Genomic DNA, 20,994 nt, shown 5'->3' on the forward strand with positions numbered 1-20,994 from the left:
CGGGAAGACGACGCTGCTGAGCGCCCTGCTGGGGCTGGTCGGGCCCAGGGAGCGGATCGTGCTCGCGGAGGACTCGGCCGAGCTGAGGCCCGATCACCCGCACGTCGTACGGCTGGAGAGCCGGCCCGCGAACCAGGAGGGCGCCGGGCTGGTCACGCTGGAGGACCTCGTACGGCAGGCGCTGCGGATGCGGCCGGACCGGCTGGTCGTGGGGGAGGTGCGCGGGCCTGAGGTCCTGGACCTGCTGGCGGCCCTCAACACCGGCCACGAGGGCGGCTGTGGGACGGTCCACGCCAACGCCGCGTCCGGCGTGCCCGCCCGCCTCGAAGCGCTCGGTACCGCCGCCGGGCTCGACCGGGCCGCGCTGCACAGCCAGTTGGCGGCGGCCCTGTCGGTCGTCCTGCACCTCGTACGGGACGGGAGCGGGCGGCGCAGGATCGCCGAGGTGCACGTCCTGGAGCGGGACCCCGCCGGGCTCGTACGGACCGTGCCGGCGCTGCGGTGGGGCGCCGAGGCGTTCGTCCAGGAGACCGGGTGGGCGCGGCTGCGGGAGCTGCTCGGGGGTGAGGGCGCGTGACGTCGGCGTACGAGCTGTCCCTGGGCGCGGCCGTCGCGTGCGCCGGGGTCGTGTTCTGGACCGTCGGGGAGCAGCGGCAAGGGGTCCGGCGGGCTCGGCTGCTGCTCGCCGGGGGCGGGGTCGTCGTGGACGGAGGGTGGGACGCCGGGCGGGAGTGGCGGCGGGTGCGGGAGCGGTGGCGGGTCGAGTGGTGGGCGCCTGTCGTCGGGGTCGCCTTCGGGGTGTTCGGGGCATCTGTGCTGCCGGTGCTCGCCGGGGTCGCCGCGGTGCCGCTCGTACGGAGGCTGCGGCTGGCCGCCGAGGCTCGCCGGGAGCGTGAGAACCGGGTCAACGCGGTGATCGGGCTGTGCTCGGTCCTCGCCGGGGAGGTGCGGGCGGGGCGGCAGCCCGGGGAGGCGCTGTCGCTGGCCGCGCGGGAGTCCGCCGGGCTCGACGAGGCGCGGGCGGGGGTGCTGGCCGCTGCGCGGTTCGGCGGGGATGTGCCGGCCGCCCTCGCGGTTGCCGCTCGGCAGCCCGGCGCGGAAGGGCTGCTGGGGCTCGCCGCGTGCTGGCGGGTCGCCGTCGACCAGGGGGCCGGGCTTGCTGCCGGGCTCGATCGGGTGGAGGAGGCGTTGCGTGCGGAGCGGGACCAACGGGCGGATCTGCGGGCTCAGTTGGCTGGGCCTCGGGCGACTGCGGTGATGCTGGCGGGGTTGCCGGTGGTGGGGTTGGGGCTGGGGGCGGCGGTCGGGGCGGATCCGTTGGGGGTGTTGCTGCACTCCGGGGTGGGGGTGGGGTGCCTGGTGGTGGGCGGGGTGTTGGAGGCGGCGGGGGTGTGGTGGGTGGCTCGGATCGTTCGGGGGGCGGAGGTGGGGTGAGGGGTGCGGGCGGGGCTTTGGGGCGGGGTTCGGGTCGGGAGGTGATGGGGCGAGAGGCCGGTTCGGGTCGGAGGTCGGGAGGTGACGGGATGCGGCAAGTCGGTTCGGGATGCGGAGGTTCGGGAGGTGAGGGCTGTGCGGGCGGGTGGTGGTCGGGGAGTTTCGGAGGGGTTCGGAGAGAGGCGGTGTGACGTGTCGGGCGTGCTGGGGTTCAGGCGGTTCGTGGGGTTCGGAGAGGTGGTGGCCGGGTGAGTCAGGAAGTTGTCCACAGGCTGGGGGTGGCCCTTGGGGTGCTTGCGGTGCTCGGGTGGGGGCTGCGGGGTGTGGAGAAGGTTCGGCGGGAGCGGAGGGTTCGGCGGCGGCTCGCGGAGTTGATGGCTTTGCGGATGGTGGCCGAGGCGAGTGTGCCGAGGGTGCGGGTGTGGGAGCTGGGGCGGCGGTGGGGGCTTGAGGCGGGGGTTGTGGGGGTCGCCTGGGTGCTCGTCGGTGGGGGGCTCGGGGGCGTGCTCGGGGTGGTGGGGGCCGTCGGAGTGTGGCGGTGGCGGCGGGGGCGGGAGAGGAGCGCCGGGGAGCCTGGGGAGGTGGTCGATGCGGTCGCTGCGGCTCGGCAGCTTCCCTTGGCCGCAGATCTGTTGGCCGCGTGCGTTGCCGCCGGGGCCGGGCCTGTCGTCGCGGCTCAGGCCGTGGGGGAGGCGCTGGGCGGGCCCGTCGGGGAGGGGCTTGCCCGGGGGGCCGCCGAGGTGCGGCTCGGGGGTGAACCCGGGGACGCGTGGGGGCGGTTGGCCCGGGTGCCGGGGGCGGAGGGGTTGGCTCGGCTTCTTGAGCGGGCCGATGTGTCCGGGGTGCCTGCGGCTGTGCCTGTGGCGCGGCTTGCGGCGGACGCGCGGGCGGAGCGGTTGCGGTCGGCCACGGCTCGGGCCCGGCGGGCGGGAGTGTTGGTCACGGCTCCGGTGGGGCTGTGCTTTCTGCCGGCGTTCGTGGTGATGGGGGTGGTGCCGGTGATGGTCGGGCTGGCGGGAGGGGTGATGGGCGGGTGAGCGAGGTGGCGTGAGGGTGGAGCGAGTGGTTGAGAGCGGTGTGAAGCGATGAGAGATGGACTGTTGGAGGTCGGGATGTATCAGGTTGGGATGGGTCGGGTCGGTGCGAGTTCGGTCGGGGTGGATCAGGCCGAGAGGGATCAGGCCGGTGCGGGGCAGGGTGGTGCGACTCTGCTCGGTGCGAGCCGGGTCGGTGCGAGTCAGGTTGGGGCGAGCCCGGTTGGGATGGGGCAGGCCGAGGTGTGGCGGGCTGTGTGGGCTCGGGTGCGTGGGTGGGGGTGTCGGGTGCGTGCCCGGAGGAGTGGGCGGGATGCCGGGATGGCCACCTCGGAGTACGCGGTTGGAATCTTGGTCGCCGTTGCGTTCGCGATGGCCTTCTACAAGGTCGTGACCAGTGACGCCGTGTCCGGGCAACTGGCCGCGATCGTTTCGAGGGCGCTCAGTGCGACGGTGTGAGCGGGATCGGGGGTTCGTCACCGCCGAGGCGGCCGTGGTGTTGCCGGTGCTGGTCGCGTTTGCGATGGCGTTGGTCTGGGGGCTGCTTGCGGTGGTCGTGCAGATCCGGTGTGTGGATGCGGCGAGTGCCGGTGCGCGGGCCGCTGCGCGGGAGGAGACCGAGGAGGTGGTCGTCCGGGTGGTCCGGGCGACCGCCCCTCGGGGCGCGCGGGTGTCTGTCGGGCGGGAGGGGGATCAGGTTCGGGTGGTCGTCGTTGCCAAGCCGGTCGGGTTCGGGGGGTTGCCGTTCGAGGTGCGGGAGGAGGCTGTTGCCGTGGCTGAGGGGGTGGGGCGGTGAAACGGGGGTCTCGGGATCGGGGGTCCGCGAGCGTGTGGGGCGTCGTGGTCGTCGCCGTGCTGTGTGTCGTGTTCGGGGCGGTGCTGGCGTTGGGCCAGGCCGTCGTCGTACGGCACCGGGCGGCCGGTGGGGCGGATCTCGCGGCGTTGGCGGGGGCGGGAAGGGCGCTGGAGGGGGCGGAGGTGGCCTGTGAGCGGGCTCGGGGGGTGGCTCGGGCTCAGGGCGGGCGGGTGGTGCGGTGTTCGGTGACGGGGGGTGTCGTGGATCTGACGGTGGTGGTGGGGGCGGGGCCGTTCGAGGCGGAGGGGCGGGCACGGGCGGGGGTTGTGGAGGAGGGGGGTGAGTAGGCGCGGGTTCGTCGGTGCTGGTTGCGCGCACGCGGCGGAGCCCAGCCGACTCGGGCCCGCCGTCAGCCCTTTCGCGTGCTGGTCGCGCGCACGCGGCGGAGCCGGTACATCGATACAGCCCGCGCCCCTCGGGGGTGACCGCATCCCGCGATGTTCAGTGCTGGGGGTGTTTGAGGCGGGGCGGTCGGGTCGTGGTCCGGTGCGGGTTCGTCGTGGCTTGTCGCGCCCGCGCGGCGGGAGCCGCACATCGGTACAGTCCCGCGCCTCTGAGGGAGTCGGTGGCTTCCCGCGATGGAGGGGGTCGGTGCGGGGCTGTTGTGGTTGTTCGCGCCCGTGCGGCCCTGCACCCCAGAAGGGATGGCTGCTCCCCGCGTTGTTCGGTGCTGGGGGTTGGGCGAGGCGGGTCGGGTGTGGGTCCGTGGTTGTTCGCGCTCGCGCTGCGGAGCCGCGCATCGGTGCAGCCCCGCGCCCCGAGGGAGTTGGACCGTTCGCCGTTCAGCCGCCCGCGCCTTCACGCCCCCATTTCGCCCCGCACGCCCCAACCTCACCCCTTCGCGCCCCCGTCCACCCCTTCACACCCCCGCAGCAGCTCCCCCAACAGCCGTATCGCCCCCCGCTTGTGCAGCGGCTCGTTGCCGTTGCCGCACTTGGGGGACTGGATGCAGGACGGGCAGCCCGCCTCGCAGGGGCAGGCTCTGATGGCCTCCAGGGTGGCCGTCAGCCAGGTGCTCGCCGTGTGGAAGGCGCGTTCCGAGAAGCCCGCGCCGCCCGGGTGGCCGTCGTACACGAAGACCGTCGGCAGGAGCGTGTCCGGGTGCAGCGGGATCGAGACGCCGCCGATGTCCCAGCGGTCGCAGGTCGCGAAGAGGGGGAGCATGCCGATGGAGGCGTGCTCGGCGGCGTGGAGGGCGCCTCCCAGGATCTCCGGGGAGATGTTGGCGTGGTCGAGCTGGGACTCCGTCACCGTCCACCAGACCGCGCGGGTGCGCAGTGTCCGGGGCGGCAGATCCAGCTTCGTCTCGCCCAGCACCTCGCCCGTCAGGACCCTGCGGCGCAGGAACGACACGACCTGGTTCGTCACCTCCACCGAGCCGTAGTGCAACGTCCCCTCGCCCCAAGGGATCTCGGCGTCGACGGACAGCACCGCGACAGCCGTCGTATCCCGGGCGATCGTCGAGTACGGCGGGTTGGCCTCCTCGACCAACGCCGTGGAGTCGTCGAGATCCAGCGCGCGCACGAGATACGTACGGCCCTGATGCAGGTGCACGGCCCCTTCGTGGACGCTCGTGTGCGCGGACCCGGCGTCGACGGTGCCCAGGAGCCGCCCCGTACCCGCCTCGACGATCTGGACCGGCGTACCCCCCTCGCCCCGGATGTCGGCGAGGTCGGCGGCCCGTTCCCGGCGTGTCCAGTGCCACGCCTTGGTGCGCCGGCGCAGCAGCCGCGCGGCCTCCAGCTGGGGGAGGAGATCCTTGACGGAGGGGCCGAAGAGCGAGAAGTCCTCCTCGGTGAGCGGAAGTTCCGAGGCAGCCGCACACAGGTGAGGCGCCAGGACGTACGGGTTGTCGGGGTCGAGGACCGTCGACTCGACGGGCTGGTCGAACAGCGCCTCGGGATGGTGGACGAGGAACGTGTCCAGCGGATCGTCCCGCGCGACGAGGACCGCGAGCGCCCCCTCACCGCCCCGCCCCGCACGCCCCGCCTGCTGCCACAGGGACGCGCGGGTGCCGGGGTACCCGGCGATGAGGACGGCGTCGAGCCCGGAGACGTCCACGCCCAGCTCCAGGGCCGTCGTGGCGGCAAGACCGAGCAGCTCCCCGGAGTGCAGCGCCTGTTCGAGCGCCCGCCGCTCCTCGGGCAGGTACCCGCCCCGGTACGCGGCCACCCGCCGCGCGAGCGACCGGTCGACCTCGGAGAGCCGCTCCTGGGCGATGACGGAGATCAGCTCGGCCCCGCGCCGGGAGCGCACGAAGGCGACCGTACGCGCCCCCTGGACCGCGAGGTCGGTCAGCAGGTCGGCGGTCTCGGCTATCGCCGTACGCCGCACCGGCGCGCCCTTCTCGCCGTGCAGGTCGGTCAGCGGCGGCTCCCAGAGGGCGAAGACCAGCTCGCCGCGTGGGGAGGCGTCGTCGGCGACCTCGACGACCGGCAGGCCCGTCAGGCGCCCGGCGGTGACCGCGGGCTCGGCGGCGGTCGCGGAGGCCAGCAGGAACACCGGGGAGGAGCCGTACCGCGCGCACAGCCGCCGCAGCCGGCGCAGGACTTGGGCGACGTGGGAGCCGAACACGCCCCGGTAGGTGTGACATTCGTCCACCACGACGTACTTCAGGGACTTCAGGAACGAGGACCAGCGCGGGTGCGAGGGGAGGATGCCGCGGTGCAGCATGTCGGGGTTGGTGAGGACGTACGTGCCGTACTGGCGGACCCACTCCCGCTCCTCGACCGGAGTGTCACCGTCGTACACGGCAGGACGCACCGCGGTGCCGAGAGGTTGTGAAAGTTCCTTCACGGATCGGAGCTGATCCGCCGCCAGCGCCTTCGTCGGCGCGAGGTAGAGAGCCGTCGCGCCACGGCCGTTGGGGGCCTCGGAGCCGTCCAGGAGGGCCGACAGGACCGGTACCAGATAAGCCAGCGACTTGCCCGAGGCGGTGCCTGTGGCAACGATCACCGACTCGCCGTCCAGGGCGTGTTCGGCGGCCAGCGCCTGGTGCGCCCAGGGGTGTTCGATGCCGTACTCCCGTACGGCCGCGACCACTTCCGCGCGGATCCGGTGCGGCCAGACGGCATGACGGCCCGCGCGCGGGGGCAAGTGCTCCGTATGGGTGATGCGCGAGGCACGGTCGGACCCCGCGGCGAGGCTGTGCAGCAGCGCCTGCGGCGAGGGTCGATCGGATCGGTGATTCTTGGCCATCGGCACCGAGTGTGTCACCGGCGTGACGGACAATGGAGCGAAGGCGTCGTGCACGCCTGCCGGTAAGTGATTGAATGCCATCGCGGCTGGCGAACCGTCCAGGGGCTCCTGCCTAGGTGTCCCGAGGGGCGACCGCTCGATAGCAAGGTGCTGGAGGATCCGTGGACCTGTCCCTGTCGACCGAGACCATCGGCGATCGCACGATCGTCAAGGTCGGTGGCGAAATCGACGTATATACCGCGCCCAAGCTGCGCGAGCAGCTGGTCGAGCTGGTGAACGACGGGAATTTCCACCTCGTCGTGGACATGGAGGGCGTGGACTTCCTCGACTCCACCGGGCTCGGCGTTCTGGTCGGCGGCCTCAAGCGTGTGCGTGCCCACGAGGGCTCGCTGCGCCTGGTCTGCAACCAGGAGCGCATTCTGAAGATCTTCCGGATCACGGGGCTCACCAAGGTGTTCCCGATCCACACCTCGGTCACGGAAGCCGTCGAGGCCACCGACTGACCTCCGCCCACCAGCGGTACGACGAACTGAACAACCGGGGGGACCGGGCCGCCGTACACCGGCGGTCCGGCCTTCCCACAAGCACGTCCGTAGTTCCGAGGGGGACGCATGGCCACCGTTGAACTCCGCTTCAGCGCGCTGCCCGAGCACGTCAGGACCGCCCGACTGGTGGCGGCAGCGGTGGCGCGCAGGGCCGGAGTGGACGAGGCCGTACTCGACGAGGTCCGGCTCGCCGTCGGCGAGGCCTGTACGCGCGCGGTGGGGCTCCACCAGAGCGCGGGCCTCACCGCACCCGTACAGGTCGCGCTGATCGAGGAGGAGAAGCAGTTCTCCATCGAGGTCGGCGACGAGGCGTCGGTCACCGCCCCCGGTGACGGGTCGCCGGGCGGCGCGGAGACCGAGGAGGACGACATGGGCCTCGCGGTCATCAGCGGGCTCGTGGACGACGTCCAGGTCACGCCGGGTCTCATCCGGATGACGTGGCCGACGACACCGGCGTAATACGACAGCAGTGCTGAAGGGCCCCCTGAGTGGGGCCCTTCGGCATGTGCGGACCCGGTGATTAACACTTACAGTGGATTCGTCAAAAGAATCTTAATGCCCCCGTCGCATTACTTGACGCGGCGGCGAATTCTGCCTGCCGCGCACTGTATTGATCGGGTTCCGGTACCTACAATCCGTCCACATCTCAGGAGCTCAGCCCAAACGTCAAGGAGGACGAATGGCGGAGCTGACCGACGGAAATCGTGTCCTGGTGGCGGTGATCGCTGTCGTGGCGCTCGCCGCCCTGGTGGTCGCGGGTGTGCTGGTGCGCCAGGTACTGGCTGCCGGCGAGGGCACCGACAGCATGAAGAAGATCGCGGCGGCGGTCCAGGAAGGCGCGAACGCGTATCTCGCCAGGCAGTTGCGCACGCTCGGTGTATTCGCGGTGATCGTGTTCTTCCTGTTGATGTTGCTCCCCGCCGACGACTGGAATCAACGGGCCGGAAGGTCGGCTTTCTTTCTGGTCGGCGCGGGGTTCTCGGCGGCCACCGGCTATATCGGCATGTGGCTCGCGGTGCGCAGCAATGTACGGGTCGCGGCGGCGGCCAGAGAAGCGACTCCGGCCGAGGGGGAGCCGGAAAAGGATCTCACCGCCGTATCTCATAAAGCGATGAAGATCGCATTCCGTACCGGCGGTGTGGTCGGCATGTTCACCGTCGGCCTCGGCCTGTTCGGTGCCTCCTGCGTCGTCCTCGTCTACGCGGCCGACGCCCCCAAGGTCCTGGAGGGCTTCGGCCTCGGCGCCGCTCTCATCGCCATGTTCATGAGGGTCGGCGGCGGCATCTTCACCAAGGCCGCCGATGTCGGCGCCGACCTGGTCGGCAAGGTCGAGAAGGGCATCCCGGAGGACGACCCCCGCAACGCCGCGACCATCGCCGACAACGTGGGCGACAACGTCGGCGACTGCGCGGGCATGGCCGCCGACCTCTTCGAGTCGTACGCCGTGACGCTGGTCGCCGCGCTGATCCTCGGCAAGGCCGCCTTCGGCGACGCGGGGCTCGCGTTCCCGCTGCTCGTCCCGGCGATCGGGGTGGTCACCGCCATGATCGGCATCTTCGCGGTGGCCCCCCGCCGCACCGACCGCAGCGGCATGAGCGCCATCAACCGCGGCTTCTTCATCTCGGCTGTGATCTCCCTCGCACTCGTCGCCGTCGCCGTCTTCGTCTACCTGCCGGGTTCGTACGGCGACCTGGACGGCGTCACCGACACCGCGATCAGCGGCCGGGGCGGCGATCCGCGGATCCTCGCGCTGGTCGCCGTCGCGATCGGGATCGTGCTGGCCGCGCTCATCCAGCAGCTCACCGGCTACTTCACGGAGACCACCCGCAGGCCCGTGCAGGACATCGGCAAGACGTCCCTCACGGGCCCCGCGACGGTCGTCCTGGCCGGGATCTCCATCGGCCTCGAATCGGCCGTCTACACCGCCCTCCTGATCGGCCTGGGGGTCTACGGCGCGTTCCTGCTCGGCGGTACGTCGATCATGCTCGCCCTGTTCGCGGTCGCGCTGGCCGGGACGGGGCTGCTGACGACCGTCGGCGTCATCGTCGCCATGGACACCTTCGGGCCCGTCTCCGACAACGCGCAGGGCATCGCGGAGATGTCCGGCGACGTCCAGGGCGCGGGCGCGCAGGTGCTCACCAACCTCGACGCCGTCGGCAACACCACCAAGGCCATCACCAAGGGCATCGCCATCGCCACCGCCGTACTCGCCGCCTCGGCGCTCTTCGGGTCGTACCGGGACGCCATCACCACGGGCGCGCGGGACGTCGGCGAGAAGCTCAGCGGGGATGGCGCGCCGATGAGCCTGATGATGGACATCTCGCAGCCCAACAACCTCGTCGGGCTGATCGCCGGCGCGGCCGTCGTCTTCCTGTTCTCCGGGCTCGCGATCAACGCCGTGTCCCGGTCGGCCGGTTCGGTCGTCTACGAGGTGCGGCGGCAGTTCCGGGAGAGGCCCGGGATCATGGACTACACGGAGACACCCGAGTACGGCCGGGTCGTCGACATCTGTACCAAGGACGCGCTCAGAGAGTTGACGACGCCGGGTCTGCTCGCCGTCATGGCGCCCGTCTTCGTCGGGTTCACGCTCGGCGTCGGGGCGCTCGGCGCGTACCTCGCGGGGGCGATCGGGACGGGCACGCTGATGGCCGTCTTCCTCGCGAACTCCGGGGGCGCCTGGGACAACGCCAAGAAGCTCGTCGAGGACGGCCACTACGGCGGCAAGGGCAGCGAGGCGCACGCCGCGACCGTCATCGGCGACACCGTCGGCGACCCCTTCAAGGACACCGCCGGGCCCGCCATCAACCCCCTGCTGAAGGTCATGAACCTCGTCTCCCTGCTGATCGCTCCCGCCGTGATCAAGTTCTCGTACGGCGCGGACAAGAGCGTCGGGATACGGGTGCTGATCTCGGTGCTGTCCCTCGCGGTGATCGTGGGCGCGGTGTACGTGTCCAAGCGGCGCGGGATCGCGGTGGGGGACGAGGAGGAGTCCGAGGAGGCGACAGGCGCGCACCATAGGGCGGCCGTTACGTAAGTTCTGTACAGAACGTCGTCCCTATAGGGCGGGCGGTCCGTGTGTGGGCCGCCCGCCCTTGCGCGCCGTGAGGCTTCTCTCCCGAGAGCGGGGGAGCGGGTGTGGGGGACAAAGGTCCCGATAGCCCCCTATAGAGGCCGCTCTCCCGACGGTGAGGGTCCGGTCGGCGTGTATGTTTCCGTGGCCGAGAGCCAAGGAAGGGACCGATCCGGTGAACAAGAAGCTTGCGGCCGCACTGTCCGGCGGTGCGGTCCTGATACTGACGCTGTCGGGTTGCAGCAACCAGAAGAACAACGAGGTCGACAAGGACCTCGTCGCCTGGGCCGGGAAGCTCTGCTCCGACATCCCCGCCCTCAAGGCCAAGATCGACACGGCCGGCGCCTCCATCCAGAAGGTCTCCACCAACGGCCTCCCGCCGAAGGAGGTCCAGCAGACGCTGTCCCTCGCCTTCCAGCAGCAGGCCGACGGCTACAAGGGGCTCGCCGACGCCATCAGCTCCGCCGGGGCGCCGCCCGGGGTCGAGAACGGCGCCACGAAGCAGCAGAACGCCGTCACGGCGCTCACCTCGCTGTCCACGTCGTACGCCGGGCTCAAGACCAAGACGGACGCGCTCGACACGAAGAGCGAGGCCAAGTTCTCCGTCGGGCTCGAAGCGGTGGCCTCCGACCTGAAGACGCTCAAGACCAGCGACACGGCGCTGACGGACCTGGAGACCGGGGACGTCAAGCGGGCGATGGTCGAACAGGACACCTGCAAGCAGACGGCGGCACCCTCGGCGCCGGCCGACGCGGGAACGCCCTCGGCTCCGGCGGCCTCGCCGTCGCCGTCGGGGTCCGCGACGGGTGCGGCCAAGGGGTAGCCGCCCCCGCGCGTGCGTACGGGGGACAATGAGCGGGTGAGTGAAGTCACCCCCTCCCCGCTGCCCTCGTCCGACCACGTCGATGTGACCGTCCGGCTGCGGGAGGCGCTGCTCGCGGCCTCCTTCACCGCCGACGGGCTCCTCGACCTGCTCGGCGCCCCCGCATACACGGCGCTGGCCCGCAGCGAGACGGTGCCCGCCCTGCGCGCGACACGCGGCGACACGCCGCTGGAGGCCCTCGTACGGCTCTTCCTGTTGCAGCGGACCGTGCCCCACGCGCGCGTGGCCAGCGTCCTGCCGGTGGACGCGTGCGTCGAGAGCGGCTGGCTCACGCGCGCGGGCGACACGGTCGCGGCGACCGTCGACGTACGGCCCTACGGCGGGCCCGACGGCGAGGACTGGTTCGTCGTGTCCGACCTCGGGTGCGCGGTCGGCGGGGCGGGCGGCATCGGGAAGCGGGCCGACGCCGGTGTCGTCCTCGGCGTCGGCGGCGCCTCCACGACGCTCGCCGGGATCACCGTCCGCACGCCCGTCGGCGCCGCGCTCGACCTCGGCACCGGGTCCGGCATCCAGGCCCTGCACGCCGCCCGGCACGCCACGCGCGTGACGGCCACCGACCTCAACCCGCGCGCGCTGCACATCACCGCCCTCACGCTCGCCCTGTCCGGCGCCCCGGCGGCCGACCTGCGCGCGGGCTCGCTGTACGAGCCGCTGCGCGACGACGAGTCGTACGACCTGATCGTCTCCAACCCGCCCTTCGTGATCTCCCCGGGCGCGCGCCTGACGTACCGGGACGGCGGGATGGGCGGCGACGACCTGTGCCGCGCGCTCGTCCAGGGCGCGGGCGTGCGGCTGAACGAGGGCGGGTACGCGCAGTTCCTCGCCAACTGGCAGCACGTCGAGGGCGAGGACTGGCAGGACCGGCTGCGCTCGTGGATCCCGCGCGGGTGCGACGCGTGGGTCGTCCAGCGCGAGGTCCAGGACGTCACCCAGTACGCCGAACTGTGGCTGCGCGACGCCGGGGACCACCGGGACGATCCGACGGCCTACGAGGCGCGCTACGACGCCTGGCTGGACGAGTTCGAGGCGCGCAAGGTGAAGGCCGTCGGGTTCGGGTGGATCACCCTGCGCAAGGCCGCCGCCGCCGAGCCGTCCGTCACCGTCGAGGAGTGGCCGCACTCCGTCGAGCAGCCCCTCGGGGACGCGATCCGCGCCCACTTCGACCGCGTCGACTACCTCCGCGCCCACGACGACGCGGCCCTCCTCGCCGCGCGGTTCAAGCTGGCCGCCGAGGTCGTCCAGGAACAGGTCGGCCTGCCCGGCGCCGAGGACCCCGAACACGTCGTCCTGCGCCAGCACCGGGGCATGCGCCGGGCCACCAAGGTCGACACCGTCGGCGCCGGGTTCGCGGGCGTGTGCGACGGCTCGCTGGCCGCCGGCGTGATCCTCGACGCGATCGCCCAGCTCCTCGGCGAGGACCAGGTCGTCCTGCGCGACCGCACGCCCGCGCAGATCCGGATGCTGGTGGAGCAGGGGTTCCTGGAGCCGGTGGCCGGGGACTGAGGCGGGGCGCTCGGCCTCGGCTGCGGCCCGCGCGCGGAAGTCGGCCGGAAAGGCACCCGCGCGCGGGTGGTGTGTGCCCGGCGTGTGCGTCGGTGCGCCGGGGTTCCCTCCGGGTCCGAGGGAGCGTCCGAGCGGTGTTCACCTGAGGTTCGCCGGGGTGCCGTCCGGGCGTGGCAGGGTCCGGCGCAGCCGCACGCGCGTGCGGGGCGACGAGGGGGCGTGGACGGGCATGGAGAGTGGGCCGGCGATCTTCGCGGGGGCGGTGTTCGCGCTGTTCGGGGGCGGGTTGTTGGTGTGGACGACCGTACGCGCGCGCCAGCGGCAGCCGGTCGCCCAGGGGGTCGGGCAAGGGGTCGCGGTGACGTTCGCCACGGCCGCCGCCGTGGCGTCGCTGGCCGTCGCGGCGTGGTGCCTCACGCGGGTCTGAGCGCGCGCACGGTGCGGCGCGGGGTCACCGCGCGCGGGAGCGCCGTACCGGACGACGGGGCGGGGCGGCGGTGGCCGTCCTGAATACGTCGGTCGGCACTCCGGGCGGCAGGAATGGCGGTAGTCGGGTTACCGTTCGAGTGGCCGTTGCGGGCTTTTCCCGTTTGACACGGGGGCGGGAGGTACCGTCACACTCCGCAGCGTCACCATGACCGTGCCCCGGGACGAAGCCTGGGGAGGCCCCCAGCGTCGATCCGGAGAGAAGAGCGAAGTTGTCCCCGACAAGCGAGACCGCGAAGGGCGGCAGGCGACTCGTCATCGTCGAGTCGCCCGCCAAGGCGAAGACGATCAAGGGCTATCTCGGCCCCGGATACATCGTCGAGGCCAGCGTCGGGCACATCCGCGACCTTCCGAGCGGCGCCGCCGAGGTGCCGGAGAAGTACACCGGCGAGGTGCGCCGCCTCGGCGTGGACGTCGAGAACGACTTCCAGCCCATCTATGTGATCAACGCCGACAAGCGCGCGCAGGTCAAGAAGTTGAAGGACCTCCTCAAGGAGTCCGACGAACTCTTCCTGGCCACCGATGAGGACCGCGAGGGCGAGGCCATCGCGTGGCACCTCCAGCAGGTCCTCAAGCCGACGATCCCGGTCAAGCGGATGGTCTTCCACGAGATCACCAAGGACGCGATCCGGGCCGCCGTCGCCAACCCGCGCCAGCTCAACCAGAAGCTCGTCGACGCCCAGGAGACCCGCCGCATCCTCGACCGCCTCTACGGCTACGAGGTCTCGCCGGTCCTGTGGAAGAAGGTCATGCCGAAGCTGTCGGCGGGCCGCGTCCAGTCCGTCGCGACACGACTCGTGGTCGAGCGGGAACGCGAGCGCATCGCTTTTCGTTCTGCTGAGTACTGGGACCTGACGGGGACCTTCGCGACCGGCCGCGCCGGGGACTCGTCGGACCCGTCGTCGCTGGTCGCCCGCCTCCAGACCGTCGACGGCAGGCGGGTCGCGCAGGGCCGCGACTTCGACTCCCTGGGACAACTCAAGAGCGAGCAGATCCTCCACCTCGACGAGGCGAACGCCCGCGCCCTGGCCGCCGCCCTGGAAGAGACCCGGTTCGCCGTCCGGTCGGTCGAGTCCAAGCCGTACCGCCGCTCGCCGTACGCCCCCTTCCGCACGACGACCCTCCAGCAGGAGGCCAGCCGCAAGCTCGGCTTCGGCGCGAAGGCGACCATGCAGGTGGCGCAGAAGCTGTACGAGAACGGCTTCATCACCTACATGCGTACGGACTCGACGACCCTCAGCGACACGGCGATCAACGCGGCCCGCGCGCAGGTCACGCAGCTCTACGGCGCCGACTACCTCCCCTCCGCCCCGCGCACGTACGCCGGCAAGGTCAAGAACGCGCAGGAGGCGCACGAGGCGATCCGCCCCTCGGGTGATCGTTTCCGCACCCCCGCGGAGACGGGCCTGACCGGCGACCAGTTCCGCCTCTACGAGCTGATCTGGAAGCGCACGGTCGCCTCCCAGATGAAGGACGCCACCGGCAACAGCGTCACCGTCAAGATCGGCGGCACCGCTGCCGACGGCCGGGACGTCGAGTTCACCGCCTCCGGCAAGACGATCACCTTCCACGGCTTCCTGAAGGCGTACGTCGAGGGCGCGGACGACCCGAACGCCGAACTGGACGACCGCGAGCGGCGCCTCCCGCAGGTCACCGAGGGCGACCCGCTGACCGCAGAGGAGATCACGGTCGACGGGCACGCGACGAAGCCTCCGGCGCGCTACACCGAGGCGTCTCTCGTCAAGGAGCTCGAAGAGCGCGAGATCGGCCGCCCGTCGACGTACGCGTCGATCATCGGGACCATCCTCGACCGTGGCTACGTCTTCAAGAAGGGCACGGCGCTCGTCCCGTCGTTCCTGTCCTTCGCCGTCGTCAACCTCCTGGAGAAGCACTTCGGGCGGCTCGTCGACTACGACTTCACCGCCCGGATGGAGGACGACCTCGACCGCATCGCGCGCGGCGAGGCGAAGTCCGTGCCGTGGCTCAAGCGGTTCTACTTCGGCGAGGGCACCGGCGCGGCGGGCGGAGCGGCCGACGCGGGCAACGGCGACGGTGACCACCTCGGCGGGCTCAAGGAGCTGGTGACCGACCTCGGCGCGATCGATGCGCGCGAGGTGTCGTCGTTCCCCGTCGGCAGCGGGATCGTCCTGCGGGTCGGGCGGTACGGGCCGTACATCGAGCGCGGGGAGAAGGACGCCGAGGGGCACCAGCGCGCGGACATCCCCGAGGACCTCGCGCCGGACGAGCTGTCCGTCGAGATGGCCGAGGAACTCCTCGCGAAGCCCTCCGGGGACTTCGAGCTGGGCACCGACCCCGTCTCCGGGCACCAGATCATCGCGCGGGACGGCCGGTACGGGCCGTACGTCACCGAGGTGCTGCCCGAGGGGACGCCGAAGACCGGGAAGAACGCGGTCAAGCCGCGCACCGCCTCGCTCTTCAAGTCGATGGCCCTCGACACGGTCACCCTCGATGACGCGCTCAAGCTGATGTCCCTCCCGCGCGTGGTGGGCGCCGACGCCGAGGGCGTCGAGATCACCGCGCAGAACGGGCGCTACGGGCCGTACCTCAAGAAGGGCACCGACTCGCGGTCCCTCCAGACCGAGGACCAGCTCTTCACGATCACCCTCGAAGAGGCGCTGGAGATCTACTCCCAGCCCAAGCAGCGGGGGCGTGCCGCCGCCAAGCCGCCGCTGAAGGAGCTCGGCGCGGACCCCGTCAGCGGGAAGCCCGTCGTCGTCAAGGACGGCCGGTTCGGGCCGTACGTCACCGACGGGGAGACCAACGCGACGCTGCGGTCCGGCGACAGCGTCGAGGAGATCACCCCCGAGCGCGGCTATGAACTCCTCGCGGAGAAGCGGGCGAAGGCGCCGGTGAAGAAGACCGCGAAGAAGGCGCCCGCCAAGAAGGCTCCGGCTAAGAAGGCGGCGGCGACGAAGACGGCTGCCGCGAAGAAGACGGCGGCCAAGAAGACGACCACCGCGAAGAAGACGGCGACGGCTGCGACGGCTGCGGCGAAGAAGAGCGCTGCTTCCCGGGCGGCTGCGGAGGACTGAGCGAGGGACAGGGTCCCGTGTCGCGCCGAGGGTGGCGTGGCGCGGGGCTCTGTCGTTTCCGGGTGCCGGGTGCCGGGTGCCGGGTGCCGGGTCGGGGTGCGGGGGAGTGGTGGGGTTTTGGTGCGGGTTCGGTGGGGGCCGAGGTCGGGCGAGAGTGGTCGTATGGGGTGGGCTGTCAGTGGGGGCGGATAGGCTGAAAGCATGACGCGAGCCGAGCAGCCGACGGGCCTTCACCCGGCAGAGAATGACGCCCTGGTGGTGGACTCACGCGAGCGCGCCGTGCGGGCGTTGCTCAGGCAGCCGCAGTTGCGGCGGTTGTGGAGTGCGCAGCTGGTGGGCGGGGTGGGGGATGCCCTCGCCGTCCTGGTGCTGGTGTTCCTCACGCTCCAGGCCGTCGTCGCCCAGGATTCGCTGGGGGGCGGGTACCGAGGGGCGGCGCTGTCCGTCGCGCTCGTGCTCGGCGTGCGCGCCGCGGCCACCGTCCTGTTCGGCGCCGTCCTGCTCGGCCCGCTGACCTCGCTCACCTCCCCCGACGGCCCGCTGGACCGCCGCTGGACGATGGCCGGTGCGGACGGCGTGCGCGCGGTGCTGCTGATCGTCGCGCCCCTGTGGATCGACTGGACGCCGGGCAACGCGCTGGTGCTGCTGCTGGCGACGGTCTTCGTGACCGGCATCGCCGAGCGGCTGTGGACCGTCGCGCGCGAGGGCGCCGCGCCCGCGCTGCTGCCGGCGCCGCCGCCGGAGGGGGCGACCGTACGGCCGCTCCCGGACCACATGGACGCCCTGCGCCGCCTGTCGCTGCGTACGAGCTTCGCGGCGATCCCGCTCGGCGGCGCCGTCCTGATCGCGGCCGGTCTGGTGAACGTCCTGCTGGGCGCCGGTGTCGCCTGGTTCGACCAGCACCAGGCGGCGCTTGCGTCGTACGTCGCGGCGGGCCTGTTCGCCGCGTCCCTGTCGGTCGTCTCCGCGCTGGAACTGCCCAAGGTGCGCACCCCGCGCGCGCGGTCCCCGCTGGAGGGCCTGCGCCGCCCGCGCGCGGGCACCGGCACCGAGACCGGCCGCACCGGCGCGATCCCGCTGCTGGTGACGGCCTGCGGCGCCGTCGCGGGCGCGATCGCCGCCGCCGTGGCGGTGTCGGTCCTCCAGGCCGTCGACCTGGGCGGCGGCCCGATCTCGTACGGCCTGCTCGTCCTCGGCCTGACCGGCGGGGTCGTCGTCGGCATCCGTACGGCGGCCAAGATCCTGCCCGCGCTGTCGCGCCGCCGCCTGCTGGCGCTGGCCATCGCGGTCACCGGCGTGGCGCTGCTCGCCGCCGGGCTCGTCCCGGACAACGCGACGGTCCTGCTGCTCGCCGCCCTCGCGGGCGTGGGCGCGGGTGTCGCCGCGAACACCGGGCACGCGCTGCTCGACCAGGAGACCGAGGACAGCCGCCGCGCGCGGGTCACCGAGCACCTCCACGCGGTCGTCCGGGTCTTCGTCGGGTTCGCCGCGCTGATCGCGCCCCTCGTGGCCGCGCTGATCGGCCCGCACCGCCTGGAGAGCGGCCGGTTCGTCTTCGTGCACGGTGGCGCCGCGTTCACGCTGATGCTGGTCGGCGCGCTGCTGCTGCCCGTCGCCGCGCTGGTCCTCGCCAAGGTCGACGACCGCTCCGGCGTCCCCCTGCGCCAGGACCTGCGCGACGCGCTGCTCGGCGGCTCGGAACCCGCCACCGCGCCCGCCACGACCGGCTTCTTCATCGCCCTGGAGGGCGGCGACGGCGCCGGCAAGTCCACCCAGGCCGAGGCGCTCGCCGAGTGGATAAGGGCCAAGGGCCACGAGGTCGTCCTCACCCGCGAGCCCGGCGCGACGCCGGTCGGCAAGCGGCTGCGCTCGATCCTCCTCGACGTCTCCTCGGCCGGCCTCTCGCACCGCGCGGAGGCGCTGCTGTACGCCGCCGACCGCGCCGAGCACGTCGACACCGTCGTACGGCCCGCTCTGGAGCGCGGCGCCGTCGTCATCACCGACCGGTACGTCGACTCCTCCGTCGCCTACCAGGGCGCCGGGCGCGACCTGTCGCCGGTCGAGATCGCGCGCATTTCGCGCTGGGCGACCGACGGTCTCGTACCGCATCTGACCGTCCTGCTCGACGTCTCGCCGGAGACCGCGCGCGAGCGGTTCACCGAGGCGCCGGACCGGCTGGAGTCGGAGCCCGCCGAGTTCCACGCGCGCGTGCGGTCCGGTTTCCTCACGCTCGCCGCCGCCGACCCCGGGCGCTACCTCGTCGTCGACGCGGGCCAGGAGCCCGAGTCCGTGACGACCGTCGTCCGCGCGCGGCTCGACCAGCTGCTGCCGCTGTCCGAGGCCGAGATCAAGGCCCAGGAGGAGGCGCGCAGGAAGGCCGAGGAGGACGCCCGGCGCAAGGCCGAGGAAGAGGCCGCCCGCAAGGCCGAGGAGGAGCGTCTGGAGCGCGAGCGCCAGGAGCAGCTCGCCAAGCTCCGTGCCGAGGAGGAGGAGCGCAAGCGGCGCGAGCTGGAGGAGGCGCAGCGGCGCGAGGCCGAACGGCAGGCCGAGGAGGCGCGCGTGCGCGCGGAGGAAGCGCGCAGGCGGGCCGAGGAGGAGCGGGTGCGGCTCCTCGCGGAGGAGAAGGCGCGCGCCGAGGAAGAGGCGCGGCGTGCCGTCGAGGCGGAGCGGCGTCGTCAGCAGGCCGAGGAGGAGGCGCGGCTGCGTGCCGAGGCCGAGGCTCGGCGAGTTGAGAAGCAGCGGCGGGCGGAGGAGGCGTTGGTGCGGGCCGAGGAGGCGCGGCGGGCTGCTGAGGCGGCGGCTGCCGCTGCTGCGGCCGGGCCTCGGACGCCGGCGCACGGTACGCCTGTCGTGGGCGGAGGGTGGCCTGCTGTCGGTGAGCCCGGGACCGGTGCGGGGGCGGTGAGTTGGCCTGCTGCGCGTGGGGGTGCCGGAGGGGCTTCTGAGGGGCGGGATGTGCGGACCGAGTCCGGGGAGTCGGCGGCTTGGCCTGTGGCTCGGGGTGGGTCTGGGACGGGGGCAGGTGCCGGGTCTGGGGTCGGTTCCGGTGCTGGTTCTGGTGCCGGGAAGAAGGGGGCTTGGCCTGCTCCTTCCGAGGCGGTCACCGTGCCTACGCCTGCGGTGACGCCGGAGGAGGCTGGGCGGGGGCGGGACGTCGAGGAGACGGCCGTGCTGCCGCCGGTTCGGCTGGTGAAGGACGACGTGGCTTCGGGGCCGGGTGACGTGACGGCCGAGCTGCCTCAGCCGTCCGCTTCCGCGCGGCCGTCCTGGGCTGTGGACGCGGATGCGGAGGAGACGGCCGTGCTGCCGCCGGTTCCTGGCGCGGGGCCTGCTGATCGGGTGCCGCCGGGGTTCTTCCGGGAGGAGCGGGAGGATCGTACGCGGGAGTTGCCTCAGGTGGACGAGAGCGGGGCGCCTCGTCGGCGGCCTCGGTCCGACTGGGCCGAGGAGACGCCGTTGGATGATCTGCCGTCGTTGGCCGATGAGTTGTTGGGGTCTCGGCGGGATGAGGACGAGGGTGGGCGTCGGCGGTAGGTAGGCGCATCACGGGGTGCCGCAACCTGTCGTACGGCGGGTGCGGCGCCTTCGTGGTTTCTCGAGCCCCTGAAGATGTGGGCTGGTCTTCGTTTGTCAGTGGCGCCACGCACAATGGAACCCGCAGCGCCGAGTGGGACGAAACGGAAGGCGGTCGGCCAGGTGAGTGTGTGGGACGACCTTGTCGGGCAGGAGCGGGTCAGTGAGCAGTTGGGGGCCGCTGCTCGGGACGCCGACGCGTTCGTGACCGCCGCCACCACCGGTGCGCCGCCTCCCGAGGCCTCCTCGATGACGCACGCCTGGCTGTTCACCGGGCCTCCCGGGGCCGGTCGTACGCAGGTGGCGCGGGCGTTCGCGGCGGCGTTGCAGTGCGTCAGTCCGGACCGGGCGCTGGGGGGCGCGCCGGGGTGCGGGTTCTGCGACGGGTGTCATACGGCGTTGATCGGGACGCACGCGGACGTGACGACCGTCGCCGCCGTCGGTACGCAGATCCTCGCGGAGGACATGCGGGACACGGTCAGGAAGTCGTTCACGTCCCCGGCGACCGGCCGCTGGCAGATCATCCTCGTCGAGGACGCGGAACGGCTGAACGAGAAGTCGGCGAACGCGGTGCTGAAGGCCGTCGAGGAACCGGCGCCGCGTACCGTCTGGCTGCTGTGCGCGCCGTCCCTCGAAGACGTCCTGCCGACGATCCGCTCCCGCTGCCGGCACCTCAACCTGAGTACGCCGTCCGTCGCCGCCGTCGCCGACATGCTGGTCCGGCGCGAGGGCATCGCGCCGGACGTCGCGGCCTCCGCCGCGCGCGCGACGCAGGGGCACGTCGACCGCGCGCGGCGCCTCGCGACCGACCCGGCCGCGCGGGAGCGGCGCGCGTCCGTGCTGAAGCTGCCGCTGCGGGTCGGTGAGATCGGCGGCGCGCTGAAGGCCGCGCAGGAACTCGTCGACGCGGCGGCCGAGGACGCGAAGGTGCTCGCCGAGGAGGTCGACGTGAAGGAGACCGACGAGCTGAAGGCAGCGCTCGGCGCGACCCAGGGCAGCCGGATGCCGCGCGGCACCGCCGGGGTGATGAAGGACCTGGAGGACAAGCAGAAGCGCCGCCGGACCCGTACCCAGCGCGACAGCCTCGACGTCGCGCTCACCGACCTCACGGCCTTCTACCGCGACGTCCTCGCCCTCCAGCTCGGCACGCGGGTCGCCCTCGCCAACGCGGACGCGGAGGACACGCTGGAGCGGCTCGCCCGGGAGGGGTCCGCGGAGGCTACGTTGCGGCGGATCGAGGCGATCGGGGCGTGCCGGGTGGCGCTGGACCGGAACGTGGCGCCGTTGCTGGCGGTGGAGGCGATGACGATGGCGCTGCGGGCGGGCTGAGGTTTTCCGGGCCTGCCTCGATCGCCTTGA

16 protein-coding genes are annotated in these 20,994 nt (G+C 72.5%); 15 read left to right on the forward strand and 1 reads right to left on the reverse strand.

Annotated elements, in window-relative coordinates; all coding sequences use genetic code 11:
- From J8M50_RS26945 to J8M50_RS26970, 6 genes are all read left to right on the forward strand, one after another.
- The coding region (locus J8M50_RS26945; RefSeq protein WP_040837961.1) for an ATPase, T2SS/T4P/T4SS family at nucleotides 1-577 on the forward strand (577 nt) is incomplete at its 5' end.
- Nucleotides 574-1,434 (forward strand): type II secretion system F family protein, encoded by an 861-nt coding sequence (locus tag J8M50_RS26950; RefSeq protein ID WP_010358434.1) that lies wholly within the window; start codon nucleotides 574-576, stop codon nucleotides 1,432-1,434. The genes J8M50_RS26945 and J8M50_RS26950, both read left to right, overlap by 4 nt.
- Before the next feature lie 248 nt (nucleotides 1,435-1,682).
- Entirely contained in the window at nucleotides 1,683-2,471 is a 789-nt protein-coding gene (locus J8M50_RS26955) for a type II secretion system F family protein (protein WP_010358433.1), read from the forward strand.
- Between the two features lie 318 nt (nucleotides 2,472-2,789).
- Complete coding sequence (locus tag J8M50_RS50160; RefSeq protein WP_370516984.1) at nucleotides 2,790-2,927, forward strand: DUF4244 domain-containing protein; 138 nt, start codon at nucleotides 2,790-2,792, stop codon at nucleotides 2,925-2,927.
- On the forward strand, nucleotides 2,914-3,264 hold the full coding sequence (locus tag J8M50_RS26965) for a TadE family type IV pilus minor pilin (RefSeq protein ID WP_010358431.1): 351 nt from the start codon (nucleotides 2,914-2,916) through the stop codon (nucleotides 3,262-3,264). The genes J8M50_RS50160 and J8M50_RS26965 overlap by 14 nt, the downstream gene beginning before the upstream one ends.
- Nucleotides 3,261-3,611, forward strand: a complete 351-nt coding sequence (locus tag J8M50_RS26970) for an Rv3654c family TadE-like protein (RefSeq protein WP_029184430.1) — start codon at nucleotides 3,261-3,263, stop codon at nucleotides 3,609-3,611. Before J8M50_RS26965 ends, J8M50_RS26970 begins: the two co-directional genes overlap by 4 nt.
- 544 nt (nucleotides 3,612-4,155) lie before the next feature.
- On the opposite strand, the gene sftH is transcribed toward J8M50_RS26970, so the two are convergent.
- Nucleotides 4,156-6,603, reverse strand: a complete 2,448-nt coding sequence (gene sftH, locus J8M50_RS26975; RefSeq protein ID WP_075661354.1) for a DEAD/DEAH box helicase — start codon at nucleotides 6,601-6,603, stop codon at nucleotides 4,156-4,158.
- Nucleotides 6,604-6,683: 80 nt separating this feature from the next.
- Between sftH and J8M50_RS26980 the strand changes: the two genes are divergently transcribed.
- The 9 genes from J8M50_RS26980 (at nucleotide 6,684) to J8M50_RS27020 (ending at nucleotide 20,964) form a co-directional block, all read left to right on the forward strand.
- Complete coding sequence (locus tag J8M50_RS26980; RefSeq protein WP_010358428.1) at nucleotides 6,684-7,025, forward strand: STAS domain-containing protein; 342 nt, start codon at nucleotides 6,684-6,686, stop codon at nucleotides 7,023-7,025.
- Between the two features lie 108 nt (nucleotides 7,026-7,133).
- Nucleotides 7,134-7,526 carry an ATP-binding protein gene (locus J8M50_RS26985; protein ID WP_010358427.1) on the forward strand — a complete coding sequence of 131 codons (393 nt, stop codon included), beginning with the start codon at nucleotides 7,134-7,136 and terminating at the stop codon, nucleotides 7,524-7,526.
- A gap of 220 nt (nucleotides 7,527-7,746) precedes the next feature.
- Nucleotides 7,747-10,101: a sodium-translocating pyrophosphatase gene (locus J8M50_RS26990; RefSeq protein ID WP_010358426.1), complete on the forward strand. Its 2,355-nt coding sequence runs from the start codon at nucleotides 7,747-7,749 to the stop codon at nucleotides 10,099-10,101.
- 211 nt (nucleotides 10,102-10,312) lie between these two features.
- On the forward strand, nucleotides 10,313-10,960 hold the full coding sequence (locus tag J8M50_RS26995) for a hypothetical protein (RefSeq protein WP_010358425.1): 648 nt from the start codon (nucleotides 10,313-10,315) through the stop codon (nucleotides 10,958-10,960).
- Between the two features lie 36 nt (nucleotides 10,961-10,996).
- Nucleotides 10,997-12,523 (forward strand): DUF7059 domain-containing protein, encoded by a 1,527-nt coding sequence (locus tag J8M50_RS27000; protein WP_010358424.1) that lies wholly within the window; start codon nucleotides 10,997-10,999, stop codon nucleotides 12,521-12,523.
- A gap of 229 nt (nucleotides 12,524-12,752) precedes the next feature.
- The gene (locus tag J8M50_RS27005; protein WP_029184428.1) at nucleotides 12,753-12,950 is read left to right on the forward strand and encodes a hypothetical protein; all 198 of its coding nucleotides are present in this window, start codon (nucleotides 12,753-12,755) and stop codon (nucleotides 12,948-12,950) included.
- Nucleotides 12,951-13,221: 271 nt separating this feature from the next.
- Entirely contained in the window at nucleotides 13,222-16,062 is a 2,841-nt protein-coding gene (gene topA / locus J8M50_RS27010) for a type I DNA topoisomerase (protein WP_010358422.1), read from the forward strand.
- A 201-nt stretch (nucleotides 16,063-16,263) separates the two neighbouring features.
- Nucleotides 16,264-19,596 (forward strand): dTMP kinase, encoded by a 3,333-nt coding sequence (gene tmk / locus J8M50_RS27015; RefSeq protein ID WP_010358421.1) that lies wholly within the window; start codon nucleotides 16,264-16,266, stop codon nucleotides 19,594-19,596.
- A gap of 162 nt (nucleotides 19,597-19,758) precedes the next feature.
- Nucleotides 19,759-20,964 carry a DNA polymerase III subunit delta' gene (locus tag J8M50_RS27020; protein WP_010358420.1) on the forward strand — a complete coding sequence of 402 codons (1,206 nt, stop codon included), beginning with the start codon at nucleotides 19,759-19,761 and terminating at the stop codon, nucleotides 20,962-20,964.
- Nucleotides 20,965-20,994: the final 30 nt, after the last annotated feature.

The organism is Streptomyces acidiscabies (assembly GCF_020010905.1).
Classification (GTDB): Bacteria; Actinomycetota; Actinomycetes; order Streptomycetales; family Streptomycetaceae; genus Streptomyces; species Streptomyces acidiscabies.

Bases quoted from the DNA above. Each gene is read 5' to 3' on its own strand.
- J8M50_RS50160 (WP_370516984.1), top strand. From the start codon at position 2,790: ATGGCCACCTCGGAGTACGCGGTTGGAATCTTGGTCGCCGTTGCGTTC.
- sftH (WP_075661354.1), bottom strand. From the start codon at position 6,603: ATGGCATTCAATCACTTACCGGCAGGCGTGCACGACGCCTTCGCTCCA.
- J8M50_RS26985 (WP_010358427.1), top strand. From the start codon at position 7,134: ATGGCCACCGTTGAACTCCGCTTCAGCGCGCTGCCCGAGCACGTCAGG.
- J8M50_RS26990 (WP_010358426.1), top strand. From the start codon at position 7,747: ATGGCGGAGCTGACCGACGGAAATCGTGTCCTGGTGGCGGTGATCGCT.
- J8M50_RS27005 (WP_029184428.1), top strand. From the start codon at position 12,753: ATGGAGAGTGGGCCGGCGATCTTCGCGGGGGCGGTGTTCGCGCTGTTC.
- tmk (WP_010358421.1), top strand. From the start codon at position 16,264: ATGACGCGAGCCGAGCAGCCGACGGGCCTTCACCCGGCAGAGAATGAC.